At 72.9% G+C, this 18,562-nt stretch carries 19 protein-coding genes and 1 pseudogene; 10 read left to right on the top strand and 10 right to left on the bottom strand.

Annotation, left to right across the window (positions count from 1 at the left end):
* Positions 1–2,284: AAA family ATPase (locus QSK52_RS38060; RefSeq protein WP_285740869.1), on the top strand; the 2,284-nt coding region annotated here is incomplete at its 5' end.
* A 389-nt stretch (positions 2,285–2,673) separates the two neighbouring features.
* Here the strand turns inward: QSK52_RS38060 and QSK52_RS38055 are convergent.
* The 7 genes from QSK52_RS38055 to QSK52_RS38025 all read right to left on the bottom strand — a co-directional run bounded on the left by QSK52_RS38055 (position 2,674) and on the right by QSK52_RS38025 (position 9,554).
* Positions 2,674–3,636, bottom strand: coding sequence for a hypothetical protein (locus QSK52_RS38055; RefSeq protein WP_285740868.1), 963 nt, complete (start codon positions 3,634–3,636; stop codon positions 2,674–2,676).
* A 91-nt stretch (positions 3,637–3,727) separates the two neighbouring features.
* Positions 3,728–4,048: a hypothetical protein gene (locus QSK52_RS38050; protein WP_285740867.1), complete on the bottom strand. Its 321-nt coding sequence runs from the start codon at positions 4,046–4,048 to the stop codon at positions 3,728–3,730.
* 142 nt (positions 4,049–4,190) lie between these two features.
* Positions 4,191–4,547 (bottom strand): hypothetical protein, encoded by a 357-nt coding sequence (locus tag QSK52_RS38045; RefSeq protein ID WP_285740866.1) that lies wholly within the window; start codon positions 4,545–4,547, stop codon positions 4,191–4,193.
* A gap of 50 nt (positions 4,548–4,597) precedes the next feature.
* Positions 4,598–6,604 (bottom strand): hypothetical protein, encoded by a 2,007-nt coding sequence (locus QSK52_RS38040; RefSeq protein WP_285740865.1) that lies wholly within the window; start codon positions 6,602–6,604, stop codon positions 4,598–4,600.
* A 452-nt stretch (positions 6,605–7,056) separates the two neighbouring features.
* Complete coding sequence (locus QSK52_RS38035; RefSeq protein ID WP_285740864.1) at positions 7,057–7,419, bottom strand: hypothetical protein; 363 nt, start codon at positions 7,417–7,419, stop codon at positions 7,057–7,059.
* A gap of 76 nt (positions 7,420–7,495) precedes the next feature.
* Positions 7,496–8,791, bottom strand: a complete 1,296-nt coding sequence (locus QSK52_RS38030; protein ID WP_285740863.1) for a hypothetical protein — start codon at positions 8,789–8,791, stop codon at positions 7,496–7,498.
* Between the two features lie 61 nt (positions 8,792–8,852).
* Positions 8,853–9,554 (bottom strand): GntR family transcriptional regulator, encoded by a 702-nt coding sequence (locus tag QSK52_RS38025; protein ID WP_285740862.1) that lies wholly within the window; start codon positions 9,552–9,554, stop codon positions 8,853–8,855.
* Between the two features lie 299 nt (positions 9,555–9,853).
* Between QSK52_RS38025 and QSK52_RS38020 the strand changes: the two genes are divergently transcribed.
* The 8 genes from QSK52_RS38020 to QSK52_RS37985 all read left to right on the top strand — a co-directional run bounded on the left by QSK52_RS38020 (position 9,854) and on the right by QSK52_RS37985 (position 13,330).
* Complete coding sequence (locus QSK52_RS38020) at positions 9,854–10,087, top strand: hypothetical protein (RefSeq protein ID WP_285740861.1); 234 nt, start codon at positions 9,854–9,856, stop codon at positions 10,085–10,087.
* Positions 10,084–10,260 carry a hypothetical protein gene (locus QSK52_RS38015; RefSeq protein ID WP_285740860.1) on the top strand — a complete coding sequence of 59 codons (177 nt, stop codon included), beginning with the start codon at positions 10,084–10,086 and terminating at the stop codon, positions 10,258–10,260. The genes QSK52_RS38020 and QSK52_RS38015 overlap by 4 nt, the downstream gene beginning before the upstream one ends.
* Positions 10,261–10,426: 166 nt before the next feature.
* A complete protein-coding gene (locus QSK52_RS38010) occupies positions 10,427–10,858 on the top strand; it encodes a hypothetical protein (protein ID WP_285740859.1) in 432 nt (143 codons plus the stop codon).
* Positions 10,859–10,860: 2 nt separating this feature from the next.
* Positions 10,861–11,382, top strand: a complete 522-nt coding sequence (locus tag QSK52_RS38005) for a hypothetical protein (protein WP_285740858.1) — start codon at positions 10,861–10,863, stop codon at positions 11,380–11,382.
* On the top strand, positions 11,382–12,413 hold the full coding sequence (locus QSK52_RS38000; RefSeq protein WP_285740857.1) for a hypothetical protein: 1,032 nt from the start codon (positions 11,382–11,384) through the stop codon (positions 12,411–12,413). The genes QSK52_RS38005 and QSK52_RS38000 overlap by 1 nt, the downstream gene beginning before the upstream one ends.
* A 100-nt stretch (positions 12,414–12,513) precedes the next feature.
* Positions 12,514–12,711, top strand: coding sequence for a hypothetical protein (locus tag QSK52_RS37995; RefSeq protein WP_285740856.1), 198 nt, complete (start codon positions 12,514–12,516; stop codon positions 12,709–12,711).
* A 119-nt stretch (positions 12,712–12,830) separates the two neighbouring features.
* Positions 12,831–13,085: a type II toxin-antitoxin system Phd/YefM family antitoxin gene (locus tag QSK52_RS37990; protein ID WP_285740855.1), complete on the top strand. Its 255-nt coding sequence runs from the start codon at positions 12,831–12,833 to the stop codon at positions 13,083–13,085.
* A complete protein-coding gene (locus QSK52_RS37985; RefSeq protein ID WP_285740854.1) occupies positions 13,082–13,330 on the top strand; it encodes a type II toxin-antitoxin system RelE family toxin in 249 nt (82 codons plus the stop codon). The genes QSK52_RS37990 and QSK52_RS37985 overlap by 4 nt, the downstream gene beginning before the upstream one ends.
* 717 nt (positions 13,331–14,047) lie before the next feature.
* Here the strand turns inward: QSK52_RS37985 and QSK52_RS37980 are convergent.
* The 3 genes and pseudogenes from QSK52_RS37980 to QSK52_RS39780 form a co-directional block, all read right to left on the bottom strand.
* Positions 14,048–15,172 (bottom strand): hypothetical protein, encoded by a 1,125-nt coding sequence (locus tag QSK52_RS37980; RefSeq protein ID WP_285740853.1) that lies wholly within the window; start codon positions 15,170–15,172, stop codon positions 14,048–14,050.
* On the bottom strand, positions 15,169–15,798 hold the full coding sequence (locus QSK52_RS37975; RefSeq protein WP_285740852.1) for a ParA family protein: 630 nt from the start codon (positions 15,796–15,798) through the stop codon (positions 15,169–15,171). The genes QSK52_RS37980 and QSK52_RS37975 overlap by 4 nt, the downstream gene beginning before the upstream one ends.
* Positions 15,799–16,095: 297 nt before the next feature.
* Positions 16,096–16,257 (bottom strand): annotated as a pseudogene (locus QSK52_RS39780) (helix-turn-helix domain-containing protein); the annotation flags it as partial.
* A 253-nt stretch (positions 16,258–16,510) separates the two neighbouring features.
* On the opposite strand from QSK52_RS39780, the gene mobF reads away from it, so the two are divergent.
* A partial coding sequence (mobF, locus tag QSK52_RS37965) for a MobF family relaxase (RefSeq protein WP_285740851.1) occupies positions 16,511–18,562 on the top strand: 2,052 nt, incomplete at its 3' end.

Genomic DNA, 18,562 nt, shown 5'->3' with positions numbered 1-18,562 from the left:
CGACAGCCGGACCATCGCCGCCTGGACCCGCGACATCACCGGCGGCCGGGGCCTCGCGGGCGTCGGCGTGCTGGTGATCGACGAGGCGGGCATGGTCGATGACCGGGCGCTGGCCGCGCTGCTGCGGCACGCCCGTGAGACCGGCACGAAGGTGGTGGCGATCGGCGACCCGCAGCAGTTGCGCGCGGTCGGGATCGGGGGCGGCTTCCAGCGGATGCACCAGATCGTGGACGGGCTGACGCTCGGTGAGAACCGGCGCCAGGTCGATCCGGTGGAGCGGGCCGCGCTGTCGACGTGGCGCGACGGTGGGCGCACCAGCGCGCTGGCGATGCTCGCCGCCCACGGCCGGGTGCAGGCCACCGACACGGCCGAGCAGGCCCGCGCCGCGATGCTCTCCGCCTGGGACGAGGCGCGCGGTCGGTGGGACGGTGACCCGCACGGCCAGGTCGCCGAGCTCCTGCTGCTGGCCGCCCGCCGCGCCGACGTCGCCGAGCTCAACGCCGGAGCCCGGGCGCTGCGGGTCGAGGCCGGCGAACTCGAGTCCGGGCACGCCTTCCGCGTCGCGGGCGGCGGCCGGGTGGAGTTCTCGGCCGGGGACCTGGTCCACGTGCGCCGCAACGACTACCGCTCCCGGCGCGGCGACGAGCCGGACGTCCTCAACGGCTACCGCGGCGTCGCCCTGGCCGTGGACGAGCGGCGCGGCGTGCTGGTCCAGTGGCGCCGCCTCGACGGCACCGGCGAACAGCGCGTCGATCAGGCGTGGATGAGCCCGCGCGACGTCGCCGAGGGCAGGCTGACCCACGGGTACGCGATGACGATCGGCTCGGCCCAGGGCCTCACGTCCGAGGTGACGATCGCCTCCGGGCACGGCGCGGACGCCTACAGCCTCTACCCCGCGCTGTCCCGGGCCCGGCAGGAAACGCACCTGTTCCTCGCGCTGGACCAGCTGGAGGACGACGCGACGCGGATCGGCCAGGGCACCCCGCGCAGCGACACGGAGCGCCTGGACCGGGCGGTGGCGGCGTACGGGCGCAGGCTGGAGGGCGACCAGGGCGACGTGATGGTGCTGGACGAGCTCACCACCCTGGTCGCCGAGCGGGCCGAGGAGCAGCACCAGGCCGTGCCCCGGCCGCGCGAGAGCGAGCAGCCGGCGCTCGACCCGCGCGCCGTCGAAGCCGCCCGCGTCGCCGCGCTCGGCTTCCCCACCGCTCCTCAAGAGGCCGTGGAGCAGCCTGCCGTCGAGTCCACCGCCCCGGTCGTCCGGGCCGAGACCCCGGTCGGGGACGGCACCCCGCTGCCGCCGGACGAGGAGGCCGCGCGCCTGGCGGAGCAGATCCGCCGGGAGCTGGCGGAGCTGCAGGAGCGCCAGGCCGCCGACTCCGAGCGGGTGCCCGGGTGGCGGGAGCGGGAGTACGGCCAGGTCGCCACGGGCGCGCTGCTGCCGCGCGCGGAGAAGGCGGAGTCCGACGCGGAGGTGGCCCGCGCCAAGGCGACCCAGCTCGACGCGAAGGCCGAGCGGGCCGGCGCGGTGCTGGGCACCGGCCACGCCCCCGGGGCCCTGCGGGTGGCCAAGGTCGCCGGTCACCTCGACGTGGCCGGGCAGCTCCTGGACCAGGCCGCCGTGGTCGAGCAGAGCGCCAAGGAGGCCGCGGACCGCGCCGCCGAGCTCTACGCGACGAACCGCGAGGAGATGCGGATCGAGCAGAAGATCCGCGCGAGGGCCGCGCTCAAGCGCGCCGCCGTCACCTTCCAGCGCAAGGGGCTGCTGGAGGACGCCGACGCGCTGCGGGGTCGGGTCGACCAGCGCACCGGGCAGGCCCAGACGCTGACCCGGCAGGCCGGGGAACTGCGTCACCAAGCGGAGGAGCTGCGGCGAGCGGCGAAGGCGGAGGTGGACTCCGCCGTCGGCACCGCGTACGGGCCCGTTCAGGAGCGGATCGACGCCGCCCGTGCCCGGCTGCCCAAGCTCGCCGCCGACCTGGACCGCCTCGACCGCGCCGACCACCAGCGCCTGGTGCGGGACGCCGCCAAGCAGTGGGGCACCGTGGAGAAGCTGACCGACCGCGCCGCAGGGCTGCGGCAGGAAGCCGGGGTCCGCGAGCAGCTGCCCACCGGCCGGCGCACCGAGGAGACCGTCGAGCGCACCGCCGCGATCCGCGCGGCGAACGAGCGGCGCGCCGCCGAGCAGGCCCGGGCGGCCGAGCAGCAGCGGCAGTACGACCAGTACACGTACCGGTACGACCCGCCGACCCAAGGCCGCTCCGGACCGAGCATCGGCCGCTGACCACCCCGGCCGCCCTCGGCCTGATCCTGCGTCAGCCCGGCCGTAGGCCAGGCTTACGCGATAGCTTGCTCCGCCCCGGAAGCGGCCCGGAGCTCGGCGAAGGGGTGCCGTACGGAAGAAGTCGGCGTCCGCCCGACCCCTTGTCCACCCCCTTGACCAGCAGGTCAGACCCCTTGTCCACCCGGCCCCCACCGGCCCGGCCGGGGAACCCGAAACGGGACCTGAAACGGCACTCCGAACAGGACCCGAAACGGGCCCCCGAACGGAACTCCAAACGGAACCGGGGCCGTCGCCTGGGGCGGGTAATCTCGCAAGATTGGTCGTCCAGCACGGGGCCGGGGGTTTCACAAATCCAAGATCGACCGATGCCCCCGGGGGCTGACCCCGCGTCAGGCCCGGTGGGTCTTGAGTTCGGCGGCGAGGGCGCGGACCTGCTCGACGCGGGCCAGGAGCTTCTCGGCCTCGGCGCGGTAGCGGGCGGCCATGCCGGTCCAGTACTGGACGTCCTTGGCGGCCTTGTCCGCGTCCTCCTTCTTGTCCTCGCGCTCGGCGAGGCGCTGCTCGGCCGCGGCTTCCTCGGCCTGGCGCTCGGCCCAGGTCGCGTTGCCGCGAGCGGTCTTGGCCTCGGCGCGCAGCCGGCCTTGTTCGCGGCGGGCCCGCTCGGGGGCTTCGGTGAGGGCGTGGTCGAGGGCGGCGCGGATCAGGTCGCCGGTGGTGACCACCTGGGCGCGCAGCTCGGCCCGCCGGTCGAGCTCCTCCATCGGCGGGGTGGAGGTGAGGGCGGCGCCCATCGCGGCGAGCATGGTCACGCCGCCGTGCTCGCGGATCGACTCCCGCATGATCACCTCGGGGCCGTCGCCCCACTGGTCGGCCCAGCGCTGGAGCTCCGCCTCGATCTTGGCGTTGTGCCAGTAGCAGGCGCGCTGGAGCCGCTCGCCGACCTCGGCCGGAAGGCGGAGCGCGAGGCGGCCGAGGAACTTCGTCTCCCCCTCGTCGTGCTTGTCCTGGTAGCGCGCGGGGTCGGTGCCCCACCGGCGGCCGGCCGCGAGCGCCCCGGCCGGGATCGGCTTCCAGTCCTTGTCCCAGCCCCGGGCGGCGAGTTCGGCCCGCACCCCGGGCACCAGCAGCCAGTCCCGGCTACCGGCCAGAGCACCGGCCTCCCGCTCCCGGGCCAGCTTCTCCCGGGTCAGCCGACGGGCCAGCGCGAGCTTGCCGCCCCGCAGTCCGACGTGCCCCTCCCGCTCCTTCTCCAGCCAGGCCCGCTCCTCGTCGGCCGCCAAGTCGGCCACCAGGTCGAGGAGGCGCAGCCGCTCCTCCACCACCGCCACCGTGTACTGCACCGTCGATCCCATGCAGGCCATCATGCCCGGTTGGCGGGCAATCTTGCGAGATTACCCGCCAACGATCACGCCCCCAGCCGATCCGGCCGGAGCCGACGGGGCGTCAGGCGTCCTGGGACCGGAGCCGGTCGGCGAGGTCCTCGGTACCGATCGCGGCGGAGGCGATCGGGTGGCGCGGGTCGATCTCGTAGTGGCCGCCGACGTAGAGCGGCTGGAGCTCGGCGGCGAGTTCCTCCAGCATCTGCTCGCGCACGAGCGGATCGGTGGCGGCCCGGACCTCGGCGAGCACCACGTCGAGCGCGCCGGCCAGCTGGAGCGCGCGGCGCCGCAGGGTGTCGGCGTCCGACTCGATGCCGCGCAGGCGGTGGTCCCGCGCCTGCCGGGCCGCAGGAGTCGGAGGGGGGTTGAGCTGATGGATCGTCATGCCGTGCCCAACGATCCAGGCCCCGCCGGGGCACCCCTCAGCGCCAAACAATGGCGTTCAATCTTGCGAGATTACCCGCTAAGACCGACGCCCCCGGCCGCAGCGATCGGCGACCGGGGGGACTTCCCCCATGATCGTTTTCTCAGGGGGTCGGGGGCTCTGCCTCTTCGACGCGGGCCCGGAACAGGGTGCGTCGGCGCTGGGCGTCGTCGGCGCGGAGCGCGTCGAAGAACCGCGGCACCTCGTCGTGGAGGAGCTCACCGGAGCCGGTGGTGATGATCTCGGCGTACCGGTCGGCGAACGGCCTCGCGGTGACCGACGCGGGGTGCGTCGGTTCTGTCGACGCGGCCGACGCGGTCGACGCGGGGTGCGTCGGTTCGGCGAGCACGGTCAGGCCGGCGGCGGTGCGCGGGATGCGATCGGGGGCCGGGACAGGGGTGGGTGCGTCGGTTCGGCGGGTGGCGTCGAAGCCGTGTCCGAGGGTGCGTCGGGTGGTCACAGGTTCACTCCTACGGGTCGGTCTGGCGGTGTGGTCAGGTTGACGGGGGGTCAGGCGGAGAACAGGCCCAGGGCCAGGAGGCGCTTGCGGATGGAGTCCGCGGCGGCGGGGTCGGTTCCTTGCGCGGCCCGGCGGGCGGCGAGGAACCGGTCGGCGGCGGCGGCCAGTTCAACGGCCTCCTCCTGCTCCTGGTGGTCGTGCTCGACCAAGGCCAGCTGCTCGGCCTTGGCGGCCTTCGCCTCAGCGTCCGCCTTCTTCTTCGCCGCGATGGTCTCCTCGCGCTTCTTCATGGCCGCCTTCCAGCGCTCCGGGTTGCCCTCCCGCTCCTGGCGCAGGGCTTCGTGCCGGGCCTGCTGGGCGGCGCGCTGGTCCTTGCGACGCTGGACCTGAGCACCCGTCACCGCCGCGTCGGCGCCGAGGGGCTGCTCGGGCCGCCAGAAGTCGGGCCCGGCCTGGAGGCCCCAGCGGGCGAGGAGCTCGATGATGCCGACCAGGCCGCCGACGTCCCCGGCCATCCGCAGGTCGGCCCGGCGGCCCTTCACCCGGGCGATCTTCGCCTTGTACGGGCCGCTGGCGATGGCCAGGTCCGGGATCTGCTGGTTTCGCTCGTCGTCCTCCCCGGCCGGGATCTCCTCGTCGGTCTCCGCGTCCTCCTCGATCCCGGCCAGCTCGGCGAGCCGGGCCTTGAACTTCTCTGTCCAGGTCAGGCACTGACGACCCTTCGTGGCCAGCTCGTACTCCAGCCAGAGCTTGAGCGCCTCCTCGCTTCCGGCGGCGGCCATCTCGGCGAGCTGGAAGGGGGTCTTGCCCTTGGCGCCCCTGGCGAGCTTCATGTCGCCGCGGGTCATCTCGGCGGCGAGTGGGCGGGCGGTGATCTTGCCGTCCACCACGTCCTTGTCCTGCACCTTCGCCAGGTACTTGATCAGGCCCAGGGGCAGCTTGCCGTCGACCTGGAGGATCGCCGGGTCGACCCGGACGCCGTGGATCGGGTCGGGGGTGGGCAGCTTGACGGACCGGCAGCGGTCGACCCACCGCCGGTAGAGCTCCTCTTGGAGGCGGTCGGCCCCGGCCCGGGTGGCCGGCTCCTCCGTCCAGAGGAGAACGTGCAGGTGGGAGTGCCAGCCGTTGGCCCCGTACGTCACCTCGATGGTGCGGGTGACGCCCGCGATGCCGTGCTTGGCCTTCCACCCGCGCTTCCACACCACCAGCTCGCCGCCGACCTGGTGGGCTTCGACGTCCTCGGGCAGGTCGGGGTGGAGTGCGCGGTCGGCCCAACGGACCATGGCCTTGTCCCGGATGACGGCGCGTCCGACCCACCACGCGCCTTGGCCGACGCCCCGCCAGCCCTCGGCGACCTTGTCGAACTGGACCGCGAGCCGGACGTTCTTCCAGTGAGGGACCGTCAGGGTGGCCATGTAGATGCCGCGTCCGGACTCCAGCCAGGCGGTGGCCGTGGCCTCCAGCCAGGCGGAGCGCTTGGCGCGGATCGCGGCGCTGCACGGCGGGCAGGCCCAGACCGACCCGCACTTGACCAGGCCGGAGAAGGCCGTGCGGCGGTTGAGGTCGCGCCGGACGTGCACGCCGACGGCCGCGCCGAGGGCGGTGACGTCGCAGTACTTCACCGAGGGCAGGCCGGTGAACTCCTGGATCTGGTCGAGCTGCCGAAGCCGCGCGTCAGAGCGTTCGATCAGCTTTCCGCAGCTGTCTTCCGACCCGCCGTGACCTGCGGCGGAAACGTAGCTCAATTGGTTCGAACCCGGGCCGCCGTTGGGGCTGCTGTGGGCCCGTCCGTAGCCCTTGGCTGGGTGGCTGGGGGCGGTGGCGGGGGTGGGGCGGAAGCTGACCCCGGAGGCCGCGAGAGCGCCGTTCAGGGCCTCGGCCCGGATGGCGGCTGCGTCCTGACCGGTGGTCAGCCCGGCGGCGGCCAGGGCGGCGTCGAGGTCGGCGGAGAGCTGGCGGGCGGCGCGGGCGGCGGCGCGGAGCTCGGCGCGCTTGGCGGAGCGGCCCGCGCGGCCGGCGGTGCGGGCGGCGGCGAAGCGCTGCTCGACCTGGGCCATCGCGATGGCCCGTTCGGCGGGGGTGGTGGTGAACGCGGGCGGGAGCTTTGACGTGCTCTCGTCATGCGACGAGTGGCCAGGGTTCTGGGCATGGCGAAGGCCACCGCTGGTCCGGGGCTCGACCGCCAGTTCGGCGGGAGCGTCACCCGGGGCGGTGACTGTCGAAGCGAGTGTTGCGCGGATGGGTGTACCACCCGCTACCATCGGGTTCAAGTGGTCAGGTGTTCCTGTGTTGTCGCCGGGTAGCGAACTTTTAAGGGACCTGATCGCCAGAGTTGGCCGGGGTGTAGGAGCCCCGGCCTTCTTGCTGCTCAGATCCAGTGGTGCTCGATCATGCCCTAATCGGGCGGACGATGTGGCGTACGGCGCGATTGTGCCGCATGTTCTTCTCGAAGACGATCAGGGCCCGCCCCTTCACCAGGGGCGGGCCCTGCGGCATTTGTACCGGTTCGTCAGCCCTTGTAGGACAGCGGGCTGGTGGCGCGGTGGGCCGCACTGAGCGCAACGAGCAGCTGCTCGGAGGCGGCACGGGCGAGGTCGAGCGCCTCCTTCGCGTCGGCCAGGTCGCGGTCGGCGTCGCCGCGGTCGCTGCCGACGTGGCCGTCGGCGGCGAGCTTGGCCAGGAAGGCCCAGGTCTGCTCCAGGGCCTGGTCGAGGCCGCCGGCCATGCGGTCGAGGCCGCCGATCACGTCGTAGGCGTGGCTGGGGAAGCGCCACTCCTCCTCGCCGGAGGAGGGGTTGAGGGTGGCGTGGTTGAGGGCGCGGATCGCCTCGGCGGCCTGGTCAGCGGCCTTGGCGGGGGTGGTGAAGGTCATGGGGTCATCCTCTCGTCGTACGTGATGAGTCGGGGAGCCGGGCGGGCGGGGCTGGTGGCCCCGCCCGGCGGCGGGGTCAGCCGTCCAGACCGGCGGTGGCGAGGGTGACGCGGTCCCACGAGGCGCGCAGGCGAGCGGCGGAGGCGATGTAGCCGAGCTCGCGGAAGCGCTCCTCCATCGCCCGCAGGGAGCGGGGCGGGTTGGTCTCCGTGCGGATCATGTGCACGACGGCGTCGAGTTCGACGTCGGTCATCCGCTCACCCGGCTCCGGCACGGCCGTGTCGGTCTCGTCGGTGACCGTGTCGGTGTCCGTGTCGGCCGTGTCGAACGTGGCGAACGGGTGGTGGCCGGGGACCTGGGTCGAGGGCTGCTCGACCTCGCAGGCGGGCTCCGGCTCTTCCTCCGGGAAGGGCTCGGCGTAGACCGACGCGGAGTGCGTCGGTTCCTGTGTCGGCTGCGTCCACCACGGCGACGCGGTCTCGACCGGCACCGTGTCGGTCACCGGCTCGGGCTCGGGGGCGGGCAGCTCGGCCGGGGCCGGCCGGAGCGGCGACGGCAGCGCGGGGAGCTCCTCGGCGGGGGCCGTGTCGATCGCGGCGGCGGGTGTGTCGGTTGACGCGGCGGGTGTGTCGGTGCGGCCGTAGAGGCGGTCGAGGGCGACGAGGGCGGCTTCGGTGGTGCGCTCGGCATGACTCTGCGTCAGGGCCGTGGTCAGGCGCGGGTCTCCCTTGCCCAGGCGCTCGGCCAGCGCCCACGCCTTCTTCTCCGACTTCACGCGGGTCTTCTCGTCGGGGTGGTTCAGGGCCCGGGCCTGGTGGAACTCGACCATGCGCAGCAGCTCGCCGGTGCGGCGGTCGGCTTCGGCGTCGCGGCCGGTGCGGTGGACGATGACGCTGCGGGCGAGGTAGCCGGCGAGCTCGGCCGCAACCGTCATGGCCAGCGGGGTGACGCCGTAGATGACGCGGTGGACGTCGTCGGCGGCGAGGTAGACGCCGACGCCGGAGCCGATCGCGGGGATGAGCCACAGGCTCAGGCGCAGCGGAAGCGGGTAGGGCCGGGTGATCAGGGTCAGCCCGATCAGGGTCAGGCCGAGCACGCCGGTAGCGCCCTCACCTGCGGCGACGACACCCAGGGCGGTGCTGCCGTCACCGAGGACGGCCTTCATGTTGTGGTAGGTGCTGTAAGCGCCTGCGCCGCCGACGGCGGCCATCGCGGCGAAGATCACCGCGAGGACCACGGTGGCCCCCTTGCTGACGAGCCGACCTCCCTCGGGGCGGTTCGGCGCGGGTGCGTCGGTCCTGCGTCGGCGGCCGGGGCGGACCGGCGCGGTGTCCGCGTCGGCGCTGGCCAACTCATACTTGGTGTGTGACACGGGGTTCCTCCGTCGATCACTGGGCCGACCCCGGATGCCCCCGGGGTCGGCCTTTGGTCTGCTACAACGCGCTGGAGTACCGCAGGACGGTCGCGGTGATCTTGACGCCGACCTCCACCGTCCGAGAGTCGGCCAACCACACCGTCCGAACGATCTGGTTGACGATCACCTGGCCCGTGAGTCCGAGTGCTTCGGCCTCCGGGACGGTGGCCAGCCGAGGGCTGATCTCCTCCAGGACCTGGGCCTGCGGAACACCCAGGCGCTCGGCCGCCAGCTCCCGGCTTGCACCGGTCGAGACCGGCTGAGTGAGCTCGGGAACCACCTCGATGACGTACGCGGGGTAGTAGGACGAGGAGTAGTGCACGGGCACCCCTCCTCGGCTGACGACGCGCCGACGAACGTGCACCGGAGTGCCCGGCTCGACCCCGAGCCGGTGAGCCACGGTCTCGTCGGCCGGCACCGTGCCGACCTCCAAGATCCGGCTGGTCTCGCCCTCACCGAGGGCCCGACCAGTGGCTGCGTGTGCTGCGACACGGGCGGCGATGTTGTTGCTGCCGAGCGGTGCCACCACCGTTCCGCCACCAGTGGTGGCAGTGGTCAGCCCCTCCGTACGCAGCTTCGCGTAGGCCCTGCTTGCGGTCTGCTGCGCTACTCCGAACTGTTGCATCACCTCGCGGAGGGGCGGGAGCCGGTCACCCGGCGACAGCCCACCCGATTCGATCAACTTCCGGAAGTGCTTGGCGATTTCGGCGTACCCAGCCATAGCAATCCCTTCGTCTCGTGCGAGCACCTGATCGGCTCGCCCTACCCCTGAACGGTAGAACATGAAGGCGTGGTCTACCAAGGGGGTAGTGCAAAACCGTGTCGTGGTCTACCTTGGGTGATGCAAGAAGCCCCGGCCGGAGGCAACCGGCCGGGGCTCAGCTGGTCAACCCCTGCATCGAAGGGACTAACCGTGCTCGACGCTACCCCCAAGATCCCCCCGATCACCCCCGCTGACCTGGCCAAGGCTGGGAAGGCCGCCGGTCGCCTGCTGGGCGCGCTGCTGAAGGGTGGTCAGAAGTGACCACTGCCACGGTGACCACCGCCCTGACCGCGCTGCTCGGCCCGGTCGTCAAGGAGCAGTACCTCTACCGCGCCACGCAGCCGGTCCCGCTCGCCAAGGTGCGCCTGCTCGGGAACGCCTCCTGGTGCCGCGAGATCCACATGTCCGACTCGGGCCAGAAGCCCGCCTTCACCGCGCTGTGCAACTTCGGCGGCCAGGCCGTCACCGTCACCGGGACGGTGGCCCGATGACCTGGGGACGCCGCAACACCGAGCACAAGCCCGCCACCAGGACGGACACCCCCGACCACGTCGCCCGCGACGGACGCAGCTGGACCGGCGCGGACTACGACGAGGCCCGCGCCAACGGCCAGCAGGTGTTCGCCCCGCGGACCACCGCCAGCCGCAAGCGGCTCGGCCGCTGACCAGCACCACCACCTCGGGCCCGGCCCTCAACCGGCCGGGCCCCCTTCTAACTTGGAGACCCCCCGTGCTGGACAACCTGCTGATCGCCGCCCTGGTCCTGCTCGACGGCGCGGGCGCCGTCTACGGCGTGATCCTGCTGACCCGCCGCAACATCCGGCGGTCCCGGTGACCAACCCCACCCCGCCCCGGCCGAGTTACCAGCCGACCCCCGGCCTGGTCACCACTCCCTGGCACACCCCGAAGCCCCCCGCCTACCCGACCATCCCGGCCGGCACCACCTTCCACCAGACCGCCGGGACGATCCCGCTCCTGCCGGACAACCACAAGGCCACCGTCGACTGGGCCCGCGCCCGCCGCGCGGCACGTGCCCTGATCACCCCGGCCACCATGACCGGCCTCGGCCTGGCCCCCGTCTGGGCCGCCCTGACCCGCTCCCTCATCGAGGAGTCCGGCCTGGACGCCGAGATCGGCCTCAGCTTCATGTGCGTCGTCTTCGCCCTGCTCGCCCAGCTCACCGGCCGCAGCCCGGCCACCCTCACCGTCATCGTCCTGGTCGCCACCGGCACCGGGACCACCTACCTCGCGCTCTGGAGCTGACCGTGGACCTGCTCGAATTCACCACCGTCGTCAACCGCGCCGGATCGGGCTTCGGCTTCGCCGCCACCGCCGTCCCGGCCCTCTTCATCAAGGCCAAGACCAAGAGCTGGCACACCCTCAAGGACCGCACCATCTGGCAGCCCTGGGCCTACGCCTTCGTCGTCCTGGTGCTGGCCTCCGCCGTCTCCGGCGGCCTGATCAAGAAGCTCTCCAACGGCTTCACCGGCACCGGCAACGTCGCCGGACAGGCGATCGGCGCAGCCGCCATCGGCCAGTCCGGAGACGGGGCGCTCACCGTCTCCTTCGGCCAGGTCATGTCCTACGGCGGCGGCTGGATCGTTCTGGTCTGCGTGCTCGGCCTGGGCTTCTTCGTGTGGTTCGCCGACAGCTGGGGCACCCGCGCCCTCTACCTCGCCGGGGCCGTCACCGGCTCCACCTGGGGCATCACCAGCGCGCTCGGCGGCTGGGCCGCCATGCTCTTCATCCCCCTCTTCTCCTGGATCTCGGACATGGTGATCGGCTGATGGCTACCGCGACCGAACCCACGACCCGCACCCCCCGCCCGCAGGACCAGCTCCCGCCCACCCAGACCCGCTGGATGGCCGGCGCCCGGCACACCTCCGCCGCCCTCACCCACTGGGCCGGTGGCCACACCATCGGCGCCGAGGAGCTCACCCGACGGATCGTCAAGGCCCGTCTGGAGGCCCACAAGCTGGCCGGTGCCCAGCACACCCGCCAGGCCCAGATCGCCCACAACAAGGCCACCAAGCTGCACCGCCGCGCGCAGCAGAACGGCGGCCTGGTCGCCGCCGACCAGAGCGCGCTCGTGGCCGCCGAGCGCGACGCCGCCTACCACGACAGCGCGTTCAAGGCCCTCGGCGAGTTCGAGGTGCCCGAGCTCGACCCCGGGCAGATCCGCCACCGCCGCCACCGCACCGCGGTCGCCCGCTGCTTCCTGCTCGCCCTACCGGTGAACGGCATCCTCGCCGCGTCCTGGTACTGGTCCGGCACCGTGTTCCTGGTCGCCACCACCGCCGCACTCCTCTTCCCCCTGGTCCGCGGCGACCGCCCCTTCGACCTGACCATCCGTCCGGTCCCGGCCGCTCTGCTGGCCGCCACCCCGATGGTCGAGGCCACCACCACGGCCGCCTCCGACGAGGAGGAGGAGGACCAGGCCGTCCCCGCCGACGCCGACCGGTGGCGCGAGGAGCTCCTCCTCTACGTCGAGCACTCCGTCTCCGTCGCCCACCTCGACGGCCGCAAGGGCGTCCACACCGTCGACCTCCTCGTCGGCCTCCAGGCCCAGGGCCGCTACCTCGGCGTCGACCGGGCCGACTTCCCCGAGCGCCTGCGCGCCGCCGGCATCCCGGTCCGCAACTCCAACATCAAGGGCACGCCCGGGCTCGCCGTCCGCTACGACGAGCTCCACCAGGCGCTCAAGCGCTTCCCCCGACTGCCCCCCAACCTGGCGACCGACTACACCGAGGACGAGGAGGAGGAGCCGGGGGAGAGCCCCTCTCCGAACCCCTCCCCCGGCCTGACCAAGGCTCAGTAAACGCGGTAAATCCGCAGGTCAGACGTTTACCGTTTACGTTTACCGCCCCGTTTACCCCACCCCCGAGAGGGGATGTGGATCATGCCCGAAGGAGATCGACATGAGCAGCGGCGACACCCAGAACTACAAGGGCCAGGTGGACATCCGCACCGAGTCCGGTGTGAAGATCACCGTGCAAGCGTCCGGCACCGGCCGCCCCGGCGAGACCCCCGACCAGATCATGGGTGGCCTCAAGCAGGCCGCCGAGCAGCAGTACCCGAACGCCACCGTCGAGGCCGTCCGCTACCGCCGCACCTGATCGCCCCACACCGCCACCAGCTCCACCCAAGCCCCCGCCCACGCCGGCGGGGGCTCAGCTGTGTCCCGAACCAGAACAGCCGAACTGCACTCAAATGCGCACTACCGTACAGTTCACCTATGGACACCTACCCGATCACCGAGGCCAGGACCAAGCTCGGCGCCCTCGCCCGGCAGGTCAGCGCCGAGCAGAAGCACGTCGCACTCACCGACCGGGGCCAGACCATGGCCGTGCTGATCAGCCCCGCCGAGCTGGAGGAGCTGGAGTACCACCGCGTCAACGCCGAGTACTTCGCCCGCCGCAGCCGCGGGGAGACCGGCCCGGGCGTCTCCCAGGACGAAGCCCGCCGCCTGGTCCTCGGAGACGCCCCGTGACCTACCGCGTCCTGTGGGAGCCCGCCGCCCTGGCCGTCGCGCAGAAGCTCGCCGCCGACGACCGCACCGGCGTGCAACAGGTCTTCGCCGCCGTCGACCTCCTCGCGGACAACCCCCGCCCCGCCGGCGCCTTCACCGTCGGCAGCAGCGGGATCTACCGCATCCAGGTCGGCCTGTACCGAGTCCAGTACGAGGTCGAGGACCAGACCGTCACCGTGACCGTCTTCCACCTCGGCCGCCTCTGACCCACCCTCACCCAAGCCCCCGTCAGCCCCCTGACGGGGGCTCTGTGCTGCACAGCTAGATCAGGTCGGGGTTCGGGGAGAGCTGGCGGCACCCCGGGCAACAGCTGGCGGCCTGCCGAGCGGCGGAGCACCGGCGGCCGTCACCGACTCGCCTCCGGCGGGCACGCCTGCGGAGGGGGTGGGGCTTCGTGATCTTGTGCGGGTGGGTGGGTGGTGCGGGCCGGGGTCGTGGGGGTCGGTCCCTCCTTGACGCCTCCGAACCCTGCCATCCCGGGGTCGGGACCGCCCGGCACGCCGCCTCCGGACTTTTCCCGCCCCACCCAAGCCGCCTGACTGCTGGTCAGCGCGAAGGGGGCGGGAAAACTCCTCCAGCGGTCCCCGCCAAGAGGCGGGGAGCCGAACGGCCCCGACCCCGGGATGGCCACCACCGCGAGCCGCCAAGGAGGGACCGACCCCCACTCAGCCCCGACCCATGGGCAAAGCGGTCGGCAGGCGACGCGCGCAAAGGCCAGCCCCGCGGACTGGTAGCCTGCCGACCACGAACGACCCCCAGGTGGCTGTGACACCCGGGGGTCGCTCGCCTTTCCGACCAGCGCCGTCGTTGGCGGGCAATCTTGCGAGATAACCCGCCGAGCGGGGCGGTCCCCGGCAGCGCCTGCGGCGGGCATGTCGAGGCCCGGCACCACAGGTGCTGGTGCCGGGCCGGGTGACGCTGGGTCAGCCGTTCCACCGGCCGGGCGGGCTGGAGTCCTCGGGCAGGTGCTCCTCGCACCAGTGCAGGGTCGAGGGCTGGGCGCTCTTGCCGACCGGGTGGTTGGTCACCTTCCACACCGGGGTCTCCCCGCACGGCTCTTCACCGGGCAGGGCGCAGCCGACGGGTGGGGCTCCCTTGGCGGCGGTGTGGCCCTTGGGCTTGAGCTCGGCGATCCGGATGTAGCCGCGGGCCTCCCCTGCCGGGGTCCACGTCCAGCGCCTGGCGGTGCCGATCTTCTCGGCCGACTCCGACTCGATCCGCTGGGCCACCGCCAGGAGCGCGTCGGAGTCCTCCAGGGCGAGCTCCACGATCCGGGCGACCACCACGTCCCGGGACAGCGGCATCCGAAGGCCGGCCGACAGCGAGGCCGTCCACTCGTCCAGGTCCTCGGTCAGGGTCTCGGGGACCGCCAGGCGCAGCGGGCCCCGCTTCTTGCCCGGCTTCTCTGCCGCGCCGTCCCCGCTCTGACCTGCGGTTTTCTCCCTAATAAGGGACACGACGGCCTTGTGCGCGAGCGCGGTGACGGCCTGGTCCCGCTCGGGGCCCTCCTTGGGCAGGTCGCCGGCCTTGGTGAGCTCCTCGACCGCCCCGTCCAGCAGCACGGAGGTGAGCTTGCGGCCGTGCCCCACCTCCTTGACCGCGGCCTGGGCGCCGGTGAACAGGGCCACCGCCGTCTGCTCGCCGTGCTCCTGGTCGGCCTTCACCACCGGGAGCAGGCTCGTGACGTGACTCACCGTCACGCCCCGCCCGCCGGCCTTCGGCGCGATCAGCGCGGCCAGCCGGTAGCCCTCGATCAGCCGGTAGGCCGGGGACGTCTTGAGCCCCCACCGGTCCCACAGGTACTCGGCGAAGGTCGCGTGGGTGTCGCGGTGGTAGTGGCCCTTGGCGATGACGGCGAGCGCTTGCCCGGCCGCCCAGCCGGACGCCTGGAACGTCTCGATCGCCGACTCTGCGGCGGCCAGGTTCGAGCGCTCGGCCGCCGACAGGTCGCCTGTGCCCTCCACCACCTCGGAGGGGTCGGGCAAGTCCTGGACCAGCGAGACGTGCGAGCGGTCCGACCGTGCGGGGCGGCGCGATGCGGGGGTCATGCGGGTGCTCCGATCTTCATGTTCCGGATCTCCGTCAGTACACGGTCATAGTGGGTCATCCGGGCCCGGATCGGGCGGCCCCACGCCTTGTGGTACTTGCGGTGAGCAGGAATCTCGGTGGCCAGCACGGTGAAGCCGGTCTTCACCAGCTCGTCCCGCACCTCCTGGTTGTACCGGGGGTCGTACGGGTCGGCGCGGTTCATCGAGACGACCGCCGGGAGCGGCCGGCCGAGCTCCTCGCGGGCCTCCTCCAGGAACCCGAACGTGTCGAGCGTGCGGGGCAGCTCGAAGCTGCTCGTGCTGGTCGGCACCACCACGACGTCCGCCAGCTCCAGCACCGACATCACGATGTCGCGGTGGTCCTCCACCTGCGGGCAGTCCACCACCACGTCATGGCCGGGCGGGACCAGCTCCGGGATCAGGATGTGCGCCTGCGGCCGGGCCACCAGGTGCACCGCGAACGGGAACGGCGCCATCTCATGCCAGTCCATGACCGCACGGGAGCGGTCCGAGTCAACCAGCACCACCGGCGGGTCGTCGGGGCGTTCGTGGATCGCGGAGGCCAGCCAGCCGGCGGTGGTGGTCTTCCCCGACCCGGGCTTGTAGTTCACGAGGGCAATCAGCATGGGCCCAAGCTAGCGACACGATCATGAATCGCGGGACCACACGCCAGGGTCCTGGTACCGTGCGGGTGCAATCAGCTAGAGCGGCCCCCCGGAGGACTCCCCCGGGGGGCCGCTCGCGTTCCCGCCCAGGAACGCCGCTCTTGGCGGCCAATCTTGCGAGATTACCCGCCAAGGCGGACGCCCCCCGCGCCCCGTTCTTCACGAAGAGGCGGCGGCCGACGCCTGGGCCTTTCGGGCGGCCCGCCGGCGCCGGTCGGCCACGGCCCACGGGTGCATGGACTCGGGCTTGCCGTAGCGCCCGCCGCGCTGGCGCAGCTCGACCTTGGCCTCGGCGAGGAGGACGTGCACCAGGCCGTACGAGCGTCCGGTCTGCTGCGCGAGTGCCCGGATCGACTGCTTCCGCTCCACGTACCCGACCCGCACGAACTCCCTCACCCGGTCCCGCTCCTCCCCCTCCAACAACACCACTGCCCCCACGTCCGCTCCCTTCCCACCGTCTCCGACCACACCGACCACACCCGATCTTCTACCACCCAAGCCACCCTCCAACTCACCACCACACAACCGACATACGCCCCAAACCATCCCAAGCCCACCACCCGCACCAACCGCCACACAGCAATTCACTAGCTACTTACAGCACTCCAGGTATCTTCGATACACGATCAAGGTCCGCCAGGCGGACAAAAGCAGTGAAGGGGGTGGATCGGTCATGGGGTGGGTGACGCCGATCCGCGCTCCCGAACAGGTCGACTACCGGCTCTCCCGGCACTGCGGGTGCGACGTCCAGGCGGACGCGCAGGTCGAGTACCGGCTCGCCTCCGACCGCGATCTGCGGTGGATCGGGAGCGGCCTGGTCGAGCTCGACTTGACCGCCGGCGGGCCCGTCGACCCGGACGCCGCGAAGGCGCTGATGGACGGCCGCGACTGGCGCACAGGTGCGCAGCTGGTGAAGCGCAAGCAGGTGCTCGACCCCCGCGGCAAGCTCCCGGCGAAGACGGTCGTGGACGCGATCACCGCGCTGGCGAAGGCCGACGGGGTCAGCCCTGCGGCGTACCTCGGCGGCCCGCTCGGCGAGCGCCTGGCCCGTGCCGAGCGGGGCCTGCGCCGCGAGGGGGAGCGGCACCTGCTGCCGCTGGCCGACGCCGAGCGCCTCGCCGCCGCGGCCGGCCTGGACGTCGCCGAGCTGTACGGCGCCGAGGCCGTCGAGGCGGCGCGGCCGTGGGCGGGGCGGCATGTCGACGTCGGCCTGCGCGGGGTCGACCTGGTGCTGGACCTGCCCAAGAGCCTGTCGACCGCGTGGGCACTGGCCGACGACGGGCTGGCGGCCGAGCTCGAAGAGGCGTGGCTCGCCTCGGTGGGCGACGCGGTCGCGGCGCTGGAGCAGTGGACGGCGTACGGGATGGCCGGTCACCACGGGAACGGGCAGCAGGCCACGCGGGTGGCCACCTCCGGCTTCCTGGGGTGGACCACCCTGCACCGCTCGGCCCGTCCGGTGGACGGCGCGGTGGGTGATCCGCACCTTCACGTGCACGTGAGCCTGGCGCACATGGCGAAGGGGGCGGACGGCCGGTGGCGCACGATCGCGGCCGGGGCCGAGGACCTGCTGCGGCACGCCCACCTGGCAAACGAGATCGCCGAGGCCCGCTTCCGCGCGCGGCTGACCGAGCAGTACGGCGCGCGGTTCGAGCGCTCCGAGAGCACCGGCGCGTGGGAGCTGGTGGGGGTGCCCGAGCAGCTGCGCGAGGCGTTCTCCCGCCGTCACCACCAGGTCGTCGCCGACGCGGGCGAGGGCGCCACCCGCGACCAGCAGAAGGCCGCCGCGCGGCGCACCGCCGAGGCGAAGATCGACGGCGGCCAGGAGGCCGAGCGCACCAGCTGGCGCGAGCGCGCCGTCGCCACGTTGGCCGGCGACCTCACCGGGTTGAGCGGCGAGCAGCGCGAGGTGGCGCTGGCCGAGGCCGGGCGCGCGGTCGAGGCGGTGGTGGCCGCAGCGCTGCCCGGCCCCGACGCGGCGGGCCCCGCGGCCGGTGGCCCGGGCCGCCCGATCCTGCCCACCCCGGAGCGGATCGCCTCCCGAATTTGGGAGGACCCCGAGCACGGCCTGGTGGCGTCGACCAAGGCCGTTGGGCACACGCACGTGCTGTCCGCCATCGTCCAGGAGCTGCCCTACCTGGACTCGGTGGAGCAGCTCACCGCGCTGGCCGACCAGGTGCTGGCCGTGGACGGGCACGCGGTGCGGCTGACCGACTCCAACCGGCACCACCAGGTGCACCGCCAGCGCTACACCCACACGTCGGTGATCGCGGCCGAGGCGACGATCATCTCGACCACCGCCACCGGCTACGGTCGGGGGCTGGCCCAGCTCACCCCGCAGGCGGCCGAGCTGACGATCGCCACCACCGAGCTGGCGAAGTCCGCCGACCGGGAGTTCCGCTTCACCGAGCAGCAGCGCGCGGTGATCCTGCGGCTGCTGACGGCCGGTCACGGAGCCGAGGCGGTGATCGGCGTCGCCGGGGCGGGCAAGACCACGCTCATGCAGGCCGCCCGGACCGGCTGGGAGGCCGCCGGCCTCACCGTGGTCGGCGCGAGCACGGCCGCCGTGGCGGCGGCGAACCTGACGGCCGAGGCCGGGATCGACAGCCGGACCATCGCCGCCTGGACCCGCGACATCACCGGCGGCCGGGGCCTCGCGGGCGTCGGCGTGCTGGTGATCGACGAGGCGGGCATGGTCGATGACCGGGCGCTGGCCGCGCTGCTGCGG

This window comes from Kitasatospora phosalacinea, from assembly GCF_030268885.1.
In the GTDB taxonomy this organism is placed as follows: domain Bacteria; phylum Actinomycetota; class Actinomycetes; order Streptomycetales; family Streptomycetaceae; genus Kitasatospora; species Kitasatospora phosalacinea_C.
This window is presented reverse-complemented; position numbering and strand designations above follow the sequence as displayed.